Annotated in this window: 18 protein-coding genes and 1 other RNA gene; 18 read left to right on the top strand and 1 reads right to left on the bottom strand. The window is 62.5% G+C overall.

The window, feature by feature from the left end; translation table 11 throughout:
- Positions 1 to 27 precede the first annotated feature (27 nt).
- The 4 genes from PZH32_RS10685 to PZH32_RS10670 all read left to right on the top strand — a co-directional run bounded on the left by PZH32_RS10685 (position 28) and on the right by PZH32_RS10670 (position 2,791).
- Positions 28 to 324 carry a hypothetical protein gene (locus PZH32_RS10685; RefSeq protein ID WP_275208148.1) on the top strand — a complete coding sequence of 99 codons (297 nt, stop codon included), beginning with the start codon at positions 28 to 30 and terminating at the stop codon, positions 322 to 324.
- A gap of 9 nt (positions 325 to 333) precedes the next feature.
- Positions 334 to 1,458 carry a M42 family metallopeptidase gene (locus tag PZH32_RS10680; protein ID WP_275208146.1) on the top strand — a complete coding sequence of 375 codons (1,125 nt, stop codon included), beginning with the start codon at positions 334 to 336 and terminating at the stop codon, positions 1,456 to 1,458.
- Entirely contained in the window at positions 1,458 to 1,925 is a 468-nt protein-coding gene (smpB, locus tag PZH32_RS10675) for an SsrA-binding protein SmpB (RefSeq protein ID WP_275208144.1), read from the top strand. Before PZH32_RS10680 ends, smpB begins: the two co-directional genes overlap by 1 nt.
- Before the next feature lie 245 nt (positions 1,926 to 2,170).
- Positions 2,171 to 2,791 (top strand): hypothetical protein, encoded by a 621-nt coding sequence (locus PZH32_RS10670; protein ID WP_275208143.1) that lies wholly within the window; start codon positions 2,171 to 2,173, stop codon positions 2,789 to 2,791.
- 94 nt (positions 2,792 to 2,885) lie between these two features.
- Here PZH32_RS10670 and PZH32_RS10665 read toward each other — a convergent pair whose 3' ends face one another.
- On the bottom strand, positions 2,886 to 4,499 hold the full coding sequence (locus tag PZH32_RS10665) for an FAD-dependent oxidoreductase (RefSeq protein ID WP_275208142.1): 1,614 nt from the start codon (positions 4,497 to 4,499) through the stop codon (positions 2,886 to 2,888).
- Between the two features lie 166 nt (positions 4,500 to 4,665).
- On the opposite strand from PZH32_RS10665, the gene PZH32_RS10660 reads away from it, so the two are divergent.
- The 14 genes from PZH32_RS10660 (at position 4,666) to hisH (ending at position 18,747) form a co-directional block, all read left to right on the top strand.
- Entirely contained in the window at positions 4,666 to 5,544 is an 879-nt protein-coding gene (locus tag PZH32_RS10660; protein ID WP_275208140.1) for a LysR family transcriptional regulator, read from the top strand.
- A 128-nt stretch (positions 5,545 to 5,672) separates the two neighbouring features.
- Positions 5,673 to 6,620 carry a choloylglycine hydrolase gene (gene bsh / locus PZH32_RS10655; RefSeq protein WP_275208138.1) on the top strand — a complete coding sequence of 316 codons (948 nt, stop codon included), beginning with the start codon at positions 5,673 to 5,675 and terminating at the stop codon, positions 6,618 to 6,620.
- Positions 6,621 to 6,671: 51 nt separating this feature from the next.
- Positions 6,672 to 7,049, top strand: a transfer-messenger RNA (tmRNA) gene (gene ssrA / locus PZH32_RS10650).
- Between the two features lie 377 nt (positions 7,050 to 7,426).
- A complete protein-coding gene (locus PZH32_RS10645) occupies positions 7,427 to 9,013 on the top strand; it encodes a L,D-transpeptidase family protein (RefSeq protein WP_275208136.1) in 1,587 nt (528 codons plus the stop codon).
- A gap of 2 nt (positions 9,014 to 9,015) precedes the next feature.
- On the top strand, positions 9,016 to 9,921 hold the full coding sequence (gene murI / locus PZH32_RS10640; RefSeq protein WP_275208135.1) for a glutamate racemase: 906 nt from the start codon (positions 9,016 to 9,018) through the stop codon (positions 9,919 to 9,921).
- Positions 9,922 to 9,945: 24 nt separating this feature from the next.
- Positions 9,946 to 10,566 (top strand): RdgB/HAM1 family non-canonical purine NTP pyrophosphatase, encoded by a 621-nt coding sequence (rdgB, locus tag PZH32_RS10635; RefSeq protein WP_275208134.1) that lies wholly within the window; start codon positions 9,946 to 9,948, stop codon positions 10,564 to 10,566.
- 131 nt (positions 10,567 to 10,697) lie between these two features.
- Positions 10,698 to 11,081 carry a MerR family transcriptional regulator gene (locus PZH32_RS10630; protein ID WP_275208132.1) on the top strand — a complete coding sequence of 128 codons (384 nt, stop codon included), beginning with the start codon at positions 10,698 to 10,700 and terminating at the stop codon, positions 11,079 to 11,081.
- Positions 11,082 to 11,316: 235 nt separating this feature from the next.
- Entirely contained in the window at positions 11,317 to 12,105 is a 789-nt protein-coding gene (gene larB, locus PZH32_RS10625; protein ID WP_275208130.1) for a nickel pincer cofactor biosynthesis protein LarB, read from the top strand.
- A gap of 4 nt (positions 12,106 to 12,109) precedes the next feature.
- The gene (locus PZH32_RS10620) at positions 12,110 to 13,060 is read left to right on the top strand and encodes a LarC family nickel insertion protein (RefSeq protein WP_275208128.1); all 951 of its coding nucleotides are present in this window, start codon (positions 12,110 to 12,112) and stop codon (positions 13,058 to 13,060) included.
- Between the two features lie 181 nt (positions 13,061 to 13,241).
- On the top strand, positions 13,242 to 14,945 hold the full coding sequence (hisZ, locus tag PZH32_RS10615) for an ATP phosphoribosyltransferase regulatory subunit (protein WP_275208127.1): 1,704 nt from the start codon (positions 13,242 to 13,244) through the stop codon (positions 14,943 to 14,945).
- 15 nt (positions 14,946 to 14,960) lie between these two features.
- The gene (hisD, locus tag PZH32_RS10610) at positions 14,961 to 16,319 is read left to right on the top strand and encodes a histidinol dehydrogenase (protein WP_275208126.1); all 1,359 of its coding nucleotides are present in this window, start codon (positions 14,961 to 14,963) and stop codon (positions 16,317 to 16,319) included.
- Positions 16,312 to 17,412, top strand: a complete 1,101-nt coding sequence (gene hisC / locus PZH32_RS10605) for a histidinol-phosphate transaminase (protein WP_275208124.1) — start codon at positions 16,312 to 16,314, stop codon at positions 17,410 to 17,412. The genes hisD and hisC overlap by 8 nt, the downstream gene beginning before the upstream one ends.
- Before the next feature lie 15 nt (positions 17,413 to 17,427).
- Positions 17,428 to 18,018, top strand: a complete 591-nt coding sequence (hisB, locus tag PZH32_RS10600) for an imidazoleglycerol-phosphate dehydratase HisB (RefSeq protein ID WP_275208121.1) — start codon at positions 17,428 to 17,430, stop codon at positions 18,016 to 18,018.
- 75 nt (positions 18,019 to 18,093) lie between these two features.
- Entirely contained in the window at positions 18,094 to 18,747 is a 654-nt protein-coding gene (hisH, locus tag PZH32_RS10595; protein ID WP_275208119.1) for an imidazole glycerol phosphate synthase subunit HisH, read from the top strand.
- Positions 18,748 to 18,752: the final 5 nt, after the last annotated feature.

The following is an 18,752-nucleotide window of genomic DNA, read 5'->3' as shown; positions in this document are numbered from 1 at the left end:
GACTAAGAGAAAGGATGCTTGGGCGCTATGCAAACCTACGTTGCGCATTATCTGTCACCGAAGGGCTCTTCTGAGCGCGCTCGCGGGCTCTTTGAATTTGAGAGCGATGCGCGGGTGGGCACCAAGGCCAACACGCACGACGCGCGGCTGAAAATGCTGGAGCTATTCGGCCCCACGGCGGTGTCGTGGACCATCGAGAAGGTGGAGCGCAAGCAGGCGGCCACGGCGGACAAGAAGGAGCGGCAGACCGACGGCCAGCTGGCCCTGGATTTCCGTCCTCCGAAGCCCGAGCGCAAGCGCAAGCACTCCAAGGGATACTGGTAGGAGCAAACTATGAAGAAAAAGCAGGTCAAATTCTTGAAGCAGTTGCTGGAGACCCCGTCGCCCACGGGCTTCGAGGAGCCGGCGGCCGCCTTGGTGCGCGAGCGTCTGGCCCCCGTGGCCGACGAGATTGCCACCGACACCATGGGCTCGGTGCAGGCGTCCCTGGAGGGCGCCGTCGAGGGCGCGCCGTCGCTGATGCTGGCGGCCCACATGGACGAGATCGGCCTCATGGTCACCTACATCTCCGACGACGGCTTCCTGTCGGTGTCCATGCTCGGCGGTGTTGACGCGGCCATCCTGCCCGGCATGCGCGTGGACGTGCACACGGCCTCCGGCGTGCTGCGCGGCATTGTGGGCCGCAAGCCCATTCACCTCATCGAGCCCGACGAGCGCAAGAACGTGACGCCCATCTCCAGCCTCGTCATCGACTTGGGCCTGCCGGCCAAGCGCGTGAAGAAGCTGGTGCGCGTGGGCGACCCTATCACCTTCGGCGTGGGCTTCGAGCGCTTCGGTAAGAACATGGCCGTGTCCAAGTGCTTCGACGACAAGGTGGGCGTGTTCATTGTCTGCCGCGTCATGGAGAAGCTGGCCGAGGCGGGGCGGGCTCCGGGCACGTTCATCGCCGTGGCCACCACCCAAGAGGAAATTGGCACGCGTGGCGCCATGACCAGCGCCCATGCGGTGAATCCCGATGTGGCCCTGGCCTTCGACGTCACCCATGCCACGGACTACCCGGGTATCGAGAAAACCAAGTACGGCAAGATTGTCTGCGGTGCCGGCCCGGTTATTGCGCGCGGTCCCAATATCAATCCCGTGGTGTTCGACCGTTTGGTGGCCGCCGCCAAGGCCGAGGGCATCCCGTACCAGCTGGAGGCCGAGCCCTCCGTCACCGGCACCGACGCCCGCGCCATCCAGGTAACCCGTTCGGGCATTCCCACGGGTCTCATCTCGGTGCCGCTGCGCTACATGCACACGCCCACCGAGGTGGTGTGCCTCGACGATGTGGAAGCCACTATTCGCCTTATCACCCGCTTCGCCCTGGACCTGACGCCCGAGGTGAGCTTCGTGCCGGGCATGGGCGCAGCCCAGGATCAGGACGCGAAAGCCCATGGCGACACCGAGGACTGCGCGTAATGAAGCAGCGTCAGGAAAAGGTCATCGCGAAGAACCGTCGCGCCCTGCACGACTACGAGATCCTCGAGACCTTCGAGGCCGGCATCGAGCTGACGGGTACCGAGGTGCGCTCGCTGCGCGAGAACAACTGCCAGCTTACCGATTGTTTCGCCCTTATTCGCAATGGGGAAGTGTGGCTGAACAACGTGCACATCTCGCCCTATGCCAACGGTTCCATCTTCAACCCCAATCCCGACCGCAAGCGCAAGCTGCTGCTGCATAAGAAGCAGATTCGCTACTTGGACGCCAAAGTGGCCGAGAAGGGCTTGGCCCTGGTGCCGCTGAAGATGTACTTCAAGGAGAACGGCCTGGTGAAGGTGGAGTTGGCCCTGGGTCGGGGCAAGAAGCTCTACGATAAGCGCGCCTCCATGAAAGAGCGCGACACGAAGCGCGAGATCGACCGCGCTCTGAAGGAGCATGGGCGTTAGGGACGCGCCTGGCGACCACGACCTGCGCGCCGAGAGTGGCGTTCGCAGGCGCCTGGGTTTGGACCCCTGTCCTTACGTCGGCTTGATGGCCGCGGCCCGCTTCGGCGGAACCGCGGCCGTTTTGGTTTGTTGTCCTGATGGAAACGAAACGGCGCACGACTACCGTGCAAAGCCAAGTAGTGGCATCATGGTTCGAGAGGGGCCCGCGGCCCCGCTGTTGAACATTGCGATTAAAGGAGCGCATCATGGGTCTGGACGAAGAGCTGGAGAACATTGAAGACCTCGGCGAGACCGATGCCGAATGGACCGACCAGGAAACCGAGCTCGAGGACTTTGAGAGCGACGAGGACGAGATCTTCGACGCCGATGCCGCCGAGAGTGATTTGGAGCACGCCTACGACAGCTTCTCTACGAACAACGAAACCGACTACGACGGTTGGGACGAAGAGGAAGTCGAGGACGCGGTGCAAGCCGAGGAAGACGCGGATATTCTGCATTCCGAGGGCTATCACGTGGAGGAAGTCGACGACATCGAGAGCGAAGTCATCGAGATGGAAATCGAGGACGGCGATATCTACGCCATGATCGTTGACGAGGACGATAACGAGATCGGCTTCATCCTGCTCGACGAGGACGGCAACGAGCAGGAATACTACTACGTCGACGAGGACGATGACGACGAGGGCGTGCGCGTCGAGCGCGCCTCTGACGGCGACGAGTTCGACTTGGGCATCTCCCGCGAAGGCGTGGCGGCGGCCACGGCCGATGTGAACGCCATCTACCGCGATGGCATTCAGGTGGCGGCCGAGCTGAAGGACACGTTCAGCGAGATTACCGACTCCTTGAACTTCCTGAAGAAGAAATAGGCGATCTGCACCTGCACTAGCTGCTAGAGAAGGGGCCGAGCAACGCTCGGCCCCTTCTGCTGTCGCCGCCCTGGGGAGGGGAAGGGCGGAAGTGTTAGGCGAGAATGTGCTCAGCCGCCATGCGTCCGCCTGTTGCGGCCCAAGCCTGGCACGAGCCGGGCATAAGCTGCACATCGTAGTCGGAACCGTAAATAGCACCGGCGTCATTGCCGATGGCGTACAGCCCCTCAATGGGCTGAGGGCCCGAAACAACCTGGAGGTTTTTGTTGACCTTGATGCCTCCATTGGTGGCATAGATCATAGCCTGTACGGGAGCCGCATAGAACGGGGCGGTTTTGACGGGGAAGAGGTAGTCGGAGGGCTTGCTATAGTCCTCGTCGACTCCCTGGTCGCACATAGTGTTGTAGCGTTCGATGGTTTCTTTCAGGGCGGTAGCATCGAGGGTCAGCTTATCCGCAAGTTCCTCAATGGAGTCGGCTTTGACGATAAGGCCCTGATCGAGACCTTCCTCGATGGCCTCCATGCAGCCTGCGAGAGGGGATCCGATGTTCACATCGTACATGGGCATCGAGTAGAAAACCGTCTCGGTTGCCAGGGTGTTAAGGAAGTCGGCGTCAATGATGGAGTAGGCGGCATTCTGCGTATAAACGGCATTGACATGAGCAGCGAACTCCTGATTGTTGCCCTCGTTCCAGAAGCGCTCTGCGGCTTCGTTCACCCGAAGGTTTTGCTGCCAAGAAAAGATTTGGTTAAGGTTGTCGTTCCACGAGCCAGAGTTGATGACGCACTCTCCGGCGGGGTTGAGCGTTTCGGGATGGTGGAGGTCGGCTCCCAACGCTCGGGCCGCTACAATGCCGTCGCCGTCGCGGCCATCTACGCCATTCACGCGAATCTTATCGTAGGAACGATGCGTAAACTCTTCGAAGAGGTCGGCATTGTTGGCGTAGCCGCCCGTTGCGAGAATGACGCCTCGAGCTTTAATGAGGATCTCGTCGCCTTCTTTGCTGGTGGCGTAGGCCCCGACGACCTTGCCGTTCTCTACGGCAAGGTCGGTCATGGGAGTTTCGAGGCGAATGTCGACGCCGTGACCCTCCGCTTGCGCCAGAAGAGGCTGGATAATAGCTTCACCGTTTAACATGGACGTACCCGTTGAAGCGTCGCCCGACAGGTGGCACGTATAGAAACGCCCGAAGAAGGTCATAACTGTGAGAAAATGACAGCCATTGTCGACAAGCCAGTCGATGGTGGCGCCCGAGTTGTCGATGAACGAATGGAGCACGGAGCCGACGGCGGCGCTGTGGTGGTACTCAAAAACGGCGTTGAACATCTCGCGTACGTCGATCTCCACGTTGAGCTCTGCCTGCATTTTCGTGCCGACGCCTGTCATGCTTTCCGCGTAATTCGACGTGCCTCCGACAACGCTCTTCTTTTCAAGAAGAATAACGTTGCCCCCCAGTTCGGCGGCGCGCACTGCTGCGCACATGCCGCCCGTGCCCGAACCGCAGACTACGACGTCGCACTCAATGGTTTCGACGGGGTTATGGGGTGTGGGTGCTTCGCCATCCTCCGTTCCCGTCTCCGATAACGTGGTGGGTTGAGTGCAGCCCGTGATCAATCCGGTTGCCGCAGCCGCAGCGCCAAGAGCTGCTGCTCCTGTAAAGAACGATCGACGGCTAATGGGGTGTTCGTTGGTTGCAGTGCGTTTCATGGTTCCCTCCTTTTGCTGATTGGCGATGCAGTTATTGTGGCGCGCTGTGCGTGAGGGGAGATCCGCTTGAAATGCTTAGACAGGTATTGGTTTTACAAATAGCTTCTCAGGAGGAACCCAGAGGGGCGTCTCGTGTCATAATGACCTCGGAAGGATGGTGAGCCATATGCTTGATCGAAGGCTTGATTACTTTTTAGCGGTGGCCGAAACGGGGAGTATGTTGGCTGCCTCCAAGGGCCTGTATATGGCCCAGCCCACCCTGAGCCAGCACATGAGCTCCCTAGAAAAAGACCTGGACGTAACCTTGTTTGAGCGCGGACCGCGCGGCGTGAAGCTGACGCCAGCCGGAGATCTTTTGTACCGCGAGGCTCTTCGTCTGAAGGACCAGACCGGCGCTGTGCTTGAGCGTATGCGCGATCTCGATCGGCATGTCGAGGCGGTCTTGCGTCTTGGCGGCGGGATGAACCAAAGGGATCTGTTCCTTCCAGAGGTGGTTCAGGCGTTCACGAAGGCATATCCGGACGTAGAACTTTCTTTTTTGACCTTGCCGGCCCTCGAGCTTCCTCGGGCCGTGGCGGAGGGGCGAGTGGATGTGGCGACGTTTTGGTCGTCGCCCGTGGCTCGGGAATTGAAGTGCCAGTGGGATGTGGTGAAAAGCTACGACGTTGGTATATGCATGCCCTCTCATCACCCTCTCGCGGAAAAGAAGATCATCTATCTCGAGGATCTTGAGGGCGAAACTCTGATGACCAACCCCTATGGTCACTTTGATGCCACGGATGCGATTCGCAACGCCATAGCGGCATCTTCTGCTGATATCAATCTGGTTGATGCGAATGACGACGAGGCGATGGAGCATTATGCAATTGGGGGCGCTTTGTCGATCACGCCGTACCCCTATCCTTACGAGCGATCGCACATCCAGATTGTGAAACTCTCCATCGATTGCACTATTCCCGCCGGGTTCATCACGGCCCAAGAACGAGGTCTTCTGGCAGAACGATTCGTCGAGCTCGCGAAAGCCGTGGCGTGCGATCTTCCGTGATAGGGAAACTTGCAACGCGCGGAACGCTTGGTTAACCGATCGGCAACCGACGAAGCCTCGGCCCTCATAAGAGCGTCGGGGCTTCGTAGTATGACGGCAAGGTTATTCTCACGCAAAGGAGACTTGTCATGTGCACGGGATTGCGTTTTTCCGACAGCGAAGGCCATATGTACTTCGGCCGCAACCTCGACTGGATCGAGGATTACGGCGAGGGCGTGGTCATCACGCCCCGCGGTGCCTCGGTGCCGGCGCCGTTTCTTGGTACTATCAAGCCGAAGTACGCCTGCATCGGCATGGCCATTGTGGTCGAGGGAGCGCCTTGCTATTTCGATCTGGCCAATGAGGCGGGTCTTGGCGTGGCCGGGCTCAACTTCCCCGGCTATGCCCAGTTTGCCCCGGCTCCGGTGGAGGGCACGGTAAACGTGGCTGCCTACGAGTTTCCGCTCTATCTGGCTGCCAACTTCGCCACGGTGGCCGAGGTGCGCGAGGCGCTGAAGACCATCACTATTGTGGCCAAGGCACCGGGCAACTATCCCGTCTCCCAGCTGCACTGGCTGGTGGGCGATGCCAAGGAGTCCATCGTCATCGAGTGCCAGGCCGATGGCATGCACGTCTATGACGACGATCTGGACGTGCTCACCAACCAGCCGCCGTTCCCGTGGCACCATGAGAACATGCGCAACTACATGGGGCTCGACCCTGATTTCCCCGCGCCCGTCACGTGGACCCGCGATACGCTGAAGCCTTTCAGCTCGGCCGCCGGCATGGTGGGCTTCCCGGGCGCCTACGACCCGGTCAGCCGTTTCGTGCGCGTGGCCTTCCTGAACGCGCACCATCCGGCCGAAACCGGGGAGGCAGCCAATGTGGCGCGCCTGTTCCGCACGCTGGGCGGTGCCTTCCAAACCAAGGGCGGCGGCAAGCAGGAGGGCGGCCAGTACGAGTACACCATCTATACGGGCGGTTACTCGGCGGCTACGCAGACCTACTACTACAGCACCTACGAGGATCCGGCCTATCGAAGCGCCAGCCTGAAGGACTACAATTTGGACAGCACTGAGCTCATTTGCGTCAAATAGGCGCCTTGACAGCTTCGACTTCGGGGCTAGAATAGATCGACACCCTTATAAGGGCCCGACTGGTTTCGACATGGTAAGTCTGAAACGAGGAGCAGGTCGTGGTCTCCTCGCCACGCTAAACAGGGGTACCGTCAAGTTAATTGGCAAAAACACTTCTAAGACCGGCTACTACATGCCGGCCGCCATGGCTGCTTAATTGTAGCTTGGTGATCACCGACCCCGGTGTTTCCCCGAACCGGGCAAGGTGTCATTTTAGGGGAATGCTCTGCGGCACGTAGTCGGTATGGCCGCAGAAAAGACCGAACCGACTAGGGGCGGCTACGTTGGTCTGCGAACCGATCCGCCCCGAACCCTGATCGCTGACTAAGCCTGTAGCGCCTTGTGGACGATTTAGTATGGACCGGAGTTCGATTCTCCGCGGGTCCACCATCTTTACTGCGCGCCGGTAAACGTACTTGCCGGCGCGCTTTCATCTCTCAAACCTTAAGAAAAATGGTCATATTCTGGGAAAACATCTGAATCCCGCGTAAGTTTTGTGGGAGGGTCGTGGTGAATTTGTTTCCGATGCCCCAATGATGGCGCGCTATGTGAAAGTAGCACCATCGGGCGCAGCCTCGCGCGCGGAGGGGGAGGGGTGTCGTATAATTCCCTCAAAGACGAAGAGGCGCGCCGCCTTGTTGATCATTACCTGACGAAAGCGCACTATGGCACAAAACAATCCAGGCAAACACGCTAAGCATAGTACTCCTTCGCAATCGACCTCGGGGGGAACGCCTTCCGGCGCTGGGGCGTCGGCTCGTTCCAGCATGCCCTCTGCGACGTCCAACCAGGGAACGCCGGGGAACCCCCGGGCTGCTCACCCTCAGGCCACCACGGCTATGCCGGTTATACCGCCGACGGCTCCCTCTACGGTTCCTGCTGCGGCTTCGGGTGGCTATGTCCCCACGTTCCAGGTCAACGCGGTGCCTCCTCAGAACAAAAAGCACCGTGGGTTGAAAATCTTCGGCATAACCCTGGCCTCTCTGGTGGGCCTGGTGGCCTTGGTGTACCTGGTGGGCGTGTTCATTTTCATGGGGCGGTTCTTCCCGCACAGCTCCATCATCGGCATGGACATTTCCGGTAAGACCCCCGAAGAAGTGCACCAGATGCTCGATGGCGTGCTGGGCGACTATACGTTCAAGGTGGAGGGCCATGGCCTTGACCTTACCCTCAGCGCCAAGGACATGGGCATGTCCCTTGACGGCAAATCCATTGCCGAGAACCTGCTTTCCGAGATGAACCCCTGGGCGTGGCCCTATGAGGTGTTCCAGACCCACGATGACACCGATGACCTGGTGTCCACGTTCGAGGAGACCAAGCTGGCCGAGACCATTCAAGCGGCGGTCGATGCGGTTAATGCCAAGGGCGACGCCCCCAAGGACGCCAGCTTGGCCTACGACGAGTCGGTGGGCGCCTACAAGATTGTTCCCGAGGAAGAGGGCAACACCCTTTTGGCCGATGTGGTGCTCCAGCAGGTAACCGAGGGCACGGTGAACTTCGCCCCCAAGGTGAAGCTGACCGACGCGGTGCTGGCCCGTCCGGCCATTACCCAGGACGATCCTGATTTGGCCGTGGCCCGCGAAGAGGCTAACAAGTACTTGGAGGGTGCCCTGGAGCTGACCATGGCCGGGGACGTGGTGGCCGCGGTGGATACGGCTCTTTTGGCCGACCATATCAAGATAGGGAAGAGCCTGAAGGTCAAGCTGGACGTAGATCCCATCGTCGAGCAGATCAAGGACCAGGTCAACAAGATGGACACCACGGGCGCCACCCGCACCTACACACGTCCCGACGGCAAGCAGTTTACCGTGGAGGGCGGCGATTACGGATGGATTACCGACAGCCAGGCCACGGCCGACAAAGTGCGCGAGGCCCTGGAGGCCGGTAAGGGCGGCACCATCGAGATTATCATGAAGCAGAACGCAGCCCAGGCTCCCGATGAGAACGGCCGCGATTTCGGCAACCGTTTCGTCGATGTGGATCTGACGAAGCAGGTGGCGCGTCTCTACGACGAGGACGGCAAGGTCATCTGGAAAAGCGATATCGTCAGCGGTCTCCCCAAAGATGGTCGCGATACCCCCACGGGCACCTACTACCTCAAGACGAATGACGGCGCCTCCACGCTGCGCGGCTACAAGCCCGACGGTACGAAGGACTACGAAACCAAGGTGGACTACTGGATGCCCTTCAAGGACAATTCCGTGGGCTTCCACGACGCCAGCTGGCAGCCGGAGTTCGGTGGCAAGCGCTACAAGACCAACGGCAGCCACGGCTGCATCAACCTGCCTCCCGAGAAGGCCAAGGAGCTGCACGAGCTTATCAAAGTGGGCGATCCGGTGGTGGTACACAACTAGCCATGGAGTCGCAAGCCCTACAGAGCAATCCATCGGATGGGACGGTTTTCGATAACCGTCCCATCGGCGTATTCGACTCCGGCTACGGCGGTCTTACCGTGGCGCGCGCCCTGCAGCGGCGACTGCCCGAAGAAAGCATCGTGTACTTCGGCGATTCGGCCCGCTGCCCCTACGGACCGCGGGATCAGGCCGAGGTGGATCGCTTTGTGCAGCAAATTTGCTCCTGGCTGACGGAGCGGGATGTGAAGATGATCGTCATTGCCTGCAACACCGCTACGGCGGCCGGCCTCGTTCATGCCCAGCAGGTATTCGAGGTGCCCGTGGTGGGCGTGGTGGAGCCGGGGGCCCGCGCGGCCGCCCACACCACGCGCAACCGTCGCGTGGGGGTCATTGCTACGAAGGGCACCGTGGACTCCAACGCCTATGCCGATGCCATCCGTCACATTGACGCCGGCATCACGGTGTTCTCCACGGCAACGCCTCGGTTCGTCGAGATTGCCGAGATGGGCCTGCGCATGTCGGAAGGCCCCATCGAGGACTTCATGGCCGAGGCCACCAAAGTCTACATCCGCCCCGAGTTCGAGGACATCGCCCGCCAGTATCTGGAGCCGTTGCGTCGCTGCGAAATTGACACCCTCGTCCTGGGCTGCACCCACTATCCGCTCCTGAAGGCGCTCATCGGCGGCGTAGTGGGGCGTCCGGTAACGTTGGTCTCTTCGGCCGACGAGACGGCGCGCGATGTGGATCATATCCTCACGCGCCGCGGAGCCCATGCCGAGCCGGGCCACGTGCCCACGGCTTCGTTTTTCACCACCGGCGCCGATACCGAGGAATTCCGTCGCTTCGGCGGGCGCGTGCTGTCGCGACCCATGGATGTGGTCGAGCATGTCGATCTGCCCGCTGTGTAACGCCCGAACGGGAAAGGAAACGCTATGAAGACCGTGCTGATAGCCACGAACAATGCCCATAAGGTGTCCGAGATCAGCACCGCCCTCAACTTCGAGGGCTGGGAGTTCAAGACCCTGCGCGATCTGGGCCTGGTTTCGGATCCGGCTGAGGACGCCGATTCCTTCGAGGGCAATGGCCGCATCAAGGCCCAGGCCGCCCGTGAAGCTGCCCGGAAGGCACTGGGACATCCGGTGGCTGTCCTGGCCGACGACTCGGGACTTGAGGTGGATGCCCTTGGCGGCGCCCCCGGCGTCTATTCCTCGCGTTATGCCGGCACCGATGGCGACGACGCGGCCAACAACGCGAAGCTCCTGCATGAGCTGGGGGAAGCCCCGTTGCCCGAGCGCACGGCGCGGTTCGTGTGCACGCTGGTTTTCATTGACGAGGATGGCGCCGAAACCGTTGCGCGCGGTACCATTGAGGGGGCCATCGGTTTCGAGGAGCGCGGCTCGGAGGGCTTTGGCTACGACCCGCTGTTTTTGCCCGACGCCTACGAGGGAGCGCTCACCTTGGCCGAGGTCTCGCAAGAGGAAAAGAACGGCATTTCCCATCGTGGGAATGCGTTGCGCACGTTGCGCGACGCTCTGGCCGCCCAAGGCGCCTAGATGCCGCTGGCACGTCAATCTTCATCGGAAACTCGTAGCGTCTTACTTGACTTGTAGCCTACTCCATATGGTCTAATTAACACGCAGTCAGCTTAAATGAGTCGTGCTGCTGCGTTTGTGAAGGGGATCAGATGAAAATTGCGGAAGTCAGCAAGCGCTACGGTGTTTCCACCGATACGTTGCGCTATTACGAGCGCGTTGGGCTGCTGCGCCATGTCCCCCGCAATAAAAGTGGTATTCGCGATTACGACGAGGCCAGCTGCAACGCCGTCGAGTTCGTGAAGTGCATGCGCGATGCCGGTATGACCATCGAGTCGCTGGTAGAGTACATGGACCTTCTCGAGCGGGGCGATGAAACCACCCAGGCGCGCAAAGATCTCCTTCTGCGCCAAAGTGAGGAAATTCGTCAGCGCATTGAAGATCTGGAGCGCGCCCTTACGCGCCTGCAGTTCAAGATCGACCACTACGATGAGGTCATGGCCGAAAGCGAGCGCGCACTGCGTCCTGAAGAGTAGGTGCGTCTTTCGAGTTGCGCCACGCGTGATGGGCGCCTCCTGGAGGAGGCGCTTTTTTGTGCCCGCTGTCCTCGGTCTCCCTGAAAGCATTGAGTGGCATCGATCTACGGGCTGGTTCGCGTGGAAGGGTTCTTGCTCACTTTTTTCAACCTAGGAGTTAACTCCAGCATTTATCATGATTGAGAAACCATGCGCCGGAGGGAGACGGCGCCTGAGAAAGCCAAAGGAGAACGCCATGGGTCTGGAAGATTGCGGAGATCGTCGCGCCAAGGCCGCGTCGCAGGACCAGACAGCGAACGGCTCGGGTATGCCCACGGCGGTCGCCGTGAACGGAGCCCCCTTCGCGCGCCCCGATTACCAGCGCGCCTCGCGCCAAGGAGCGGGCGAGGTTATCTATGGCGAGGGGAAGACGGCCGAGCAGATTGCGGCCATTGCCAAGGCCTTGCTGTCTGCCGGGCAGCCGCGCGTGCTGGCGACGCGAGTAGATGAGGCCAAGGCCGACGCTGTGGGAGTCCGATGGGAAGAACAGGGCGCACCCGCCGTACTGACCGTATACCCCGACGCCCGCCTGCTGGTGTTTGGAGATTTACCTGCGCCCGACGGGGACGGCTTGATAGTGGTGGCCGCCGCCGGCACAAGCGATTTGGCGGTGGCCGAGGAAGCGGCGTTGACAGCGGAGTTTCTGGGTAACCGAGTGGAGCGGCTCTACGACGTAGGCGTGGCCGGTATTCATCGGCTGCTTGACTGCACTGCTACCCTTAACGAAGCCCGCGTGGTCATTGCCGTCGCGGGCATGGAAGGGGCCTTGGCCAGCGTGGTGGGGGGCCTTGTTTCAAGCCCCGTTATTGCCGTACCCACCTCGGTGGGCTATGGCGCCTCGTTCGGGGGCGTCACGGCGCTGCTGGCCATGCTGAATTCCTGCGCCAGCGGCGTGTCGGTGGTGAATATCGACAACGGCTTCGGCGCTGCGTTCCAGGCCAGCAGCATCAATCATCTGAATAGTCGGGCAGCGGAAAGGGCATAGCGCGATGAGCGAGCTTTTGTACTTGGAATGCACGGCAGGCATCAGCGGCGATATGGCCGCGGCTGCGCTGCTGGATGTGGGGGCCGACGAGGCGGCCGTGAGGCGCGCTCTGGACAGCCTGCCCGTTGAGGGATTCTCCATCGAGATCTCACGGGTGACTAAATCGGGCCTCGACGTGTGCGACTTCAACGTGGTGCTCGACGAGGAGCACGAGAACCACGATCACGACTTAGCGTACCTGCATGGGCAGGGGCCCGCAGACGGGAAGCATGAGTGCGGCCACGGATGCGAACAAGAGCTCGACCACGAACACGGCCACACGCACGGGCACGGCCACACGCACGAGCACGGCCATGAGCGCGGGCATGACCACGGCCGCGAGCGCGAGCACAGCCACGGGCACTCCCATGATCACGGTACTGGTCACGACCACATCCATCGGGGCCTCCGCGACATTGAGGAGATCATCCAGGTGGCAGCTATGACCGACGGCGCCAAGGAGCTGGCGCGGGCCATGTTCGCCATTGTGGCCGATGCGGAGGCCCGCGCCCACGGCATTCCCGTCGATAAGGTGCATTTCCACGAGGTAGGGGCGGTGGATTCCATTGCCGATATTGTGGCCATTGCCGTGGCCGTGGACAGCTTGGCTCCCGCGGGGGTGGTGGTGACCGATCTGCCCTGCGGTTACGGCACCGTGCGCTGCCAGCACGGGCTTATTCCCGTACCGGCTCCTGCAACGGCGTTTATCGCCCAGGCTCATGGCATTGCGCTGACGCCGGTGCCGGTGGAAGGCGAGTTGGTAACGCCAACGGGGGCGGCGGTGGTCGCAGCTCTGCGCACCCAGGACCGGCTTCCCGAGCGCTTCGTCATCAAGCGCATCGGCATGGGGGGCGGCAAGCGCGCCTACGAGACGTCGGGCATTCTCCGCGCCATGCTCATCGAGCCGCTGGCCTAGTTCCGCCCCGTTCGGGAATATCTTTGTTGCTTTATCACTCTACTGTGATAAAGTATTGGACGCAAAGCGTGTTCGTGCACGCTTCCGCTGATAATTCGCCTTTTGCCGCACGCCCCTTCGCAGGCGCGCGAAGGGGCGTAGTATGAGAAGCTCCATAAGAACGAAGAAAAAGGAACTACCGGTGAACGTAACCACTCCTGCGGGATTTCGCGATGTGCTGGCCGACGAGGCCCAGGTGCGCGAGGCCATCACTCGGGCCGTGGCCGACCTGTTCGCGTCCCGGGGCTATCAGCCCATCGAGACGCCCACGCTCGAGGTCATGGATGTCATGCGCGCGGGGGGTCGGATGCCCGCCTCGCCCTTCAAGTTCTTCGACTCCCATGACGACCTGCTGGCCATGCGTCCCGACGTGACCCTGCAGATTGCCCGTATGTGCGCCACGCGCCTTTCGGGGGAGCCGGGGCCTCTGCGCTTTCGCTACACCCAGCGCGTGTTCCGCGAGGCGGAGACCGACAACCAGGTAATGGCTCGCGAGCTTACCCAGTGCGGTGTCGAGTGCATTGGGGAAGTGGGACCGCAGGCCGACAGCGAGATCATCGAGCTGTTCGCCGAGGCGCTCACCTTGGCGGGCGTTCGCGAGTTCCTGCTGGGCCTGGCCACGGTGGGCGTGCTGCGGGCGTTGCTCGAGCGTTCGGGGGCGGCGGAGCCCTGGGTGGCTGCCGTGCTCGATGCTTACCATGATTCTGATTTCGTGACCCTCGATCGCCTGTGCGCCCTCGATGGGTCGGATGACCCCGATGGCCCTGAACCGGGTGCGGCGGCGCCGGCCTATGTGGCGGCCATTCGCCAGTTGGCTCACATCCGCGGCGGCCAAGAGGCTATCGACGAGGTGCGCGCCCTCGTGGCACCCCTAGGGTGCACGGCCGACCTCGATGACTTCGAGGAAACCTACCGTCTGCTAGCCGAAGCCGGCCTGGCCGATCGCGTGCTCATCGATTTCTCGCTCGTCAGCTCGTTCAACTACTACACCGGCATTGTGTTCGAGGCCTATGCGCCCTCGTTGGGCAGTCCCTTGGGATCGGGCGGTCGCTATGATCGCATGATCGGTGCCTACGGGGCCGATCGCCCGGCGGCGGGCTTTGCCTTCTATCTGGAGCAGGCCATGTCGGCGGCCACAGCGGCCGAGGCGCCCGCGGGGGAGCGTCCTCTGCGCATTGCCGTGCCGAAGGGCTCGCTCAATCCCGACGCCATTGCCTGCCTGGCCCAGGCGGGGCTCGACACTACGGGCCTGGCCAACCCCGGGCGTTCCCTGGTTATTTCCAACCCCGGCGTCGACTACATCATCGTCCGCCCCTCGGATGCGCCGGTGTTCGTGGCCCTGGGCGCCGCCGATTGCGGCATCTGCGGCAAGGACTCCCTGCTGGAGGTAGGGGCCGATGTGGTGGAGCTGGTAGACTTGCGCTTCGGCGAGTGCCGCTTCGTGGTGGCCGAATCCGCGGGCACTACCGCGGCCATCGAGGAGCGGTACCGCAAGCTGGGCAGCATCCGCATTGCCACGAAGTACCCCTCCATCACCCGCGCCCACTTCGCGAAGACGGGCACGCAGGTGGATATCGTGTACCTCCACGGCAATATCGAGCTGGCCCCCATTACCGGCATGGCCGAGCGCATTGTGGACATTACCGCCACGGGCACCACGTTGCGTGAGAACAACCTGGACATCGTCGAGGAAGTGCTGGCCTCCACGGCGCGCTTCTTCGCCAACGGCTGCTCGCTGCGCACCGATGGCCGCATTGTGGCCTTGGCCCGCGCCCTGGCCGCCCATGCCAAAGAAAACACCTACGCGCCCATTGCCGGCGCTTCCAATCCGTCTCAGCCGTCCTAAGCAAAGGAGTCATTCATGCGTCGCATTACCCTGCAGCCCTTGGAGCCGTTTACCAGCGATTTCATCAACCGCACCGGGGCTTTCAACCCGGGCGCCCTGGAAGCGGCCACGGCCATTATCGAGCGCGTGCGCCAAGAGGGCGATGCCGCCCTGCGCGCCTACACCGAGCAGTTCGACGGTGTGCTCATCGAGAACTTCCGCGTGCCCGCCGAGGCCATCGACGCGGCGGTGGCGCAGGTGGACCCCGATACCCTTGAGGCCCTGCGCCATGCGGCGCGCCAGATCCGCGATTTCCACGAGCGCCAGAAGCAGCAGAGCTGGTTTTTCGCCCGCGAGGACGGCGCTATTGTGGGCTCGAAGGTGACCCCGCTTGATTCCGTGGGCATCTACGTGCCCGGCGGCCGTGCCCTGTACCCGTCCACGGTGCTTATGAACGCTCTGCCGGCCCAGGTGGCCGGGGCGGAGCGCATTGTGTGCGTGACGCCGCCTACCAAGGACGGCACCTTGGATGCGGCCATTCTGGCTGCCTGCAAGATTGCCGGCGTTACGGAAATCTACACCGTGGGCGGCGCCCAGGCCGTGGCCGCCCTGGCCTACGGCACCGAGACCATCAAGCCCGTGGCGAAGATCACCGGCCCTGGCAACGCCTTCGTGGCGGCGGCGAAGAAGCTCGTATCGGGCGATGTGGGCATCGACATGATTGCCGGCCCCTCCGAGGTGTGCGTGGTGGCCGACGACACGGCCGACCCGCGCCTGGTGGCCATCGACCTTATGGCCCAGGCCGAGCACGATCCGCTGGCCGCCTGCTATCTGGTCACGTTCTCGGAGGCCTATGCCGACGAGGTGGAGGCGGCCATTGCCAAGCATCTGGAGGATTCCACCCGCGCCGATATCACTCGCGCCTCGTTGGACGATCACGGCCTTATCGTCGTGTGCACCTCCATGGAGCAGGCTCTGGAGGCCGTCAACGTCATTGCGCCGGAGCACCTGGAGATGCACGTGGCCCACGCCATGGAGTACCTGGGCGCCATCCGCAACGCCGGCGCCATCTTCCTGGGCGAGTGGACCCCGGAGGCCGTGGGCGACTATGTGGCCGGCCCCAATCACACGCTGCCCACGGGCGGCACGGCCCGCTACTCCTCGCCGCTTTCCGTGGACGACTTCGTGAAGAAGTCCTCCATCATTCAGTACACCCCCGCGGCGCTCAAGCACGACGCCCGCGCCGTGGTGCAGATTGCCACCCACGAGGGCCTCTGGGCCCATGCCCGCTCCGTGGCCCTGCGCCTGCAGGACATCCTCGATGCCGAGCAGGCGGCTGTGGGTGCATCCAAGGCGGCCGGCGTGGAAGACGGGGAGGGCGCGTCCGATGAATAAGGTGCGCAAGCCCGCGCCTCAGCTGGAAGGGCTCATTCCCTACGACCCGAAATATCTGCCGGCCGAGGCGTTCCTCTCGGCCAACGAGAATCCCAACGACGTCGACGCCGAGGTGCGCACGCTTATTGCCCGCGCCATCGCCAAAGTGCCCTTCAACCGCTATCCCGATCCTCTGGCCAATACGCTGCGCGACCTTATCGCCGAGGCCAACGGCCTTGACCGCAGCTGCGTGCTTTTGGGCAACGGCGGCGACGAGCTGCTGTTCGACCTGGCCCTGGCCTGGGGCGGTCCGGGGCGCACCTTCCTCAACCTGCCTCCCACGTTCTCGGTGTATGCGGCCAACGCGCGCCTGACGAACACCACGGTGGTGGACGTGGCCCGGCGCGACGACTTTTCCATCGACGAAGAGGCGGTGCTCGCACGCGTGGCCGAGGGGGATATCGACTTCGTTATTGTGACAAGTCCCAACAACCCCACGGGCGAGCGGGCGCGGCCCGAGTTCATTGCGAAGCTTCTGGCCGCCACCGACGCCCTTGTCATGGTGGACGAGGCCTACTTCGAGTTCTCGCGGGCCACGGTGCGCCCGCTTCTGGCCGATCATCAGAATTTGGTCATCCTGCGCACGTTCTCGAAGGCCTTTTCCCTGGCCGGCGTGCGCCTGGGCTATATTCTGGCGAACCCGGGGGTCATCGACGAGTTCCTGAAGGTGCGCCAGCCCTACTCGGTGGACGCGGTGTCCCAGGCCATCGGCGAGGTGGTCTTCGAGAACCGGGCCCGCTTCGAGCCGGGCATTCGCCAGATCATCGAGGAGCGCGGCCGTGTTATGGAGGCGCTCCGCACCACCGGGGGCGTGACGCCCTTCCCGTCGGATTCCAACTGGATTTTGTTCCGCATGGAGGACGCGGGAGCGGCCTGGGAGTACCTGTACGAGCACGGGGTGCTGGTGCGCGACTTCTCCTCGGCGCCGCTTTTGGAGAACTGCCTGCGCGCCACCATTGGCACGCCGGAGCAAAACGATCTGTTCATTCGCACCCTGCGCGACTTTGTGGCGAAACGCCGCGAGGCGCAGGCCGTCCTCTCGCAGGGCGCGTAAGAGAAGGGGAGAGCCATGGCACGAACGGCGGCAGTGGAGCGTCGCACCTTGGAGACCGCCATCGAGGTGACGGTGAATCTGGACGGCACGGGCCAGGTGGACGTATCCACGGGCATCGGGTTTTTCGATCACATGCTGACGGCCTTTGGACGTCACAGCCGTCTGGACTTGACGGTGAAGGCTGAGGGCGACTTGCAGGTGGACGGCCACCATACCGTGGAGGACACGGGCATTGTGCTGGGCCAGGCCCTGGCCCAGGCCTTGGACGACAAGCGCGGCATCACGCGCTTCGGGTCGTCCTTCGTGCCTATGGACGAGGCGCTGGTGCTGGCGGCCCTGGACATTTCCGGGCGCGGTCAGCTGCACTGGGACGTGGAGGTGCCCTTCGGCATGGTGGGCGATTTCGACACCCAGCTGGCCCGGGAGTTCTTCATCGCTCTGGCCACCAACGCCGGTATTACGCTCCATGTGCGCCAGCTGGCCGGTGATAACGTGCACCATATCCTGGAAGCGGCGTTCAAGGCCTGCGGGCGGGCCGTGCGCGAGGCTGTGGCCATTGATCCGGCCCTGGCCGACGAGACCCCCTCGACCAAGGGCGTATTATAGGTCCGTTCGCCCTGACGGGACGAACGGATCCGTTGGACCGTCGCTGACTTTGACTGTGATGGGAGTAAAACAACGTTGATAGTTATTGTTGACTACCACAAGGGAAACCTGCTCTCCGTTGAGCGCGGTCTGGCGGGTGCGGGAGCCGCGGTGCGGGTGACCGATGACGCCGCCCTCATTCGCGCCGCCGATGCCGTGGTGCTGCCGGGCGTGGGGGCCTTTGCCGATGCGGCGGCCTCCATGGAGGCGCTCGGCCAGATGGATGCCGTGCGCGAGGCCGTGGCGGCCGGCGCGCCGTTTCTCGGTATCTGCCTGGGGATGCATCTTATGTTCGAAGAGGGCCTGGAGCATGCCCCCGAAGGCGGCCCCAACCCGCGGGGCCTCGGGTTCATTCCCGGGTGCGTGGGCGCGCTGCCGCGCACTGACAGCGAGGGACGCGCCTACAAGGTGCCCCATGTGGGGTGGAACTCTGTGGAGTTCGGCGAGCCGTCGCCGCTGTTCGCCGGTATTGCTCCCAGCGAGTTCTTCTACTTCACCCACAGCTTCATTGCGCCGCCCAGTGCGGCTACCATTGCCGAGACCACCCATTCGGTGACCTTCCCCTGCGCCGTGCAGGTGCCGGGGGCGCCGGTGTTCGGCGTGCAGTTCCACCCCGAGAAAAGCTCGGACGCCGGTGCGCAGCTGCTGGCGAATTTCGCAACCATCGCCCGCGAAGCGCGGGGCGTCTAACGAGA

Origin of the sequence: Adlercreutzia equolifaciens (assembly GCF_029076695.1) — a bacterium.
GTDB classification, from domain to species: domain Bacteria; phylum Actinomycetota; class Coriobacteriia; order Coriobacteriales; family Eggerthellaceae; genus Adlercreutzia; species Adlercreutzia equolifaciens_A.
The sequence above is the reverse complement of the archived record's forward strand: the minus strand, read 5'-3'. Positions and strand labels throughout refer to the sequence as shown.

Coding starts and splice junctions, on each gene's coding strand:
- PZH32_RS10685 (WP_275208148.1), top strand. CDS start 28: ATGCAAACCTACGTTGCGCATTATCTGTCACCGAAGGGCTCTTCTGAG.
- PZH32_RS10680 (WP_275208146.1), top strand. CDS start 334: ATGAAGAAAAAGCAGGTCAAATTCTTGAAGCAGTTGCTGGAGACCCCG.
- smpB (WP_275208144.1), top strand. CDS start 1,458: ATGAAGCAGCGTCAGGAAAAGGTCATCGCGAAGAACCGTCGCGCCCTG.
- PZH32_RS10670 (WP_275208143.1), top strand. CDS start 2,171: ATGGGTCTGGACGAAGAGCTGGAGAACATTGAAGACCTCGGCGAGACC.
- PZH32_RS10665 (WP_275208142.1), bottom strand. CDS start 4,499: ATGAAACGCACTGCAACCAACGAACACCCCATTAGCCGTCGATCGTTC.
- PZH32_RS10660 (WP_275208140.1), top strand. CDS start 4,666: ATGCTTGATCGAAGGCTTGATTACTTTTTAGCGGTGGCCGAAACGGGG.
- bsh (WP_275208138.1), top strand. CDS start 5,673: ATGTGCACGGGATTGCGTTTTTCCGACAGCGAAGGCCATATGTACTTC.
- PZH32_RS10645 (WP_275208136.1), top strand. CDS start 7,427: ATGCCCTCTGCGACGTCCAACCAGGGAACGCCGGGGAACCCCCGGGCT.
- murI (WP_275208135.1), top strand. CDS start 9,016: ATGGAGTCGCAAGCCCTACAGAGCAATCCATCGGATGGGACGGTTTTC.
- rdgB (WP_275208134.1), top strand. CDS start 9,946: ATGAAGACCGTGCTGATAGCCACGAACAATGCCCATAAGGTGTCCGAG.
- PZH32_RS10630 (WP_275208132.1), top strand. CDS start 10,698: ATGAAAATTGCGGAAGTCAGCAAGCGCTACGGTGTTTCCACCGATACG.
- larB (WP_275208130.1), top strand. CDS start 11,317: ATGGGTCTGGAAGATTGCGGAGATCGTCGCGCCAAGGCCGCGTCGCAG.
- PZH32_RS10620 (WP_275208128.1), top strand. CDS start 12,110: ATGAGCGAGCTTTTGTACTTGGAATGCACGGCAGGCATCAGCGGCGAT.
- hisD (WP_275208126.1), top strand. CDS start 14,961: ATGCGTCGCATTACCCTGCAGCCCTTGGAGCCGTTTACCAGCGATTTC.
- hisC (WP_275208124.1), top strand. CDS start 16,312: ATGAATAAGGTGCGCAAGCCCGCGCCTCAGCTGGAAGGGCTCATTCCC.
- hisB (WP_275208121.1), top strand. CDS start 17,428: ATGGCACGAACGGCGGCAGTGGAGCGTCGCACCTTGGAGACCGCCATC.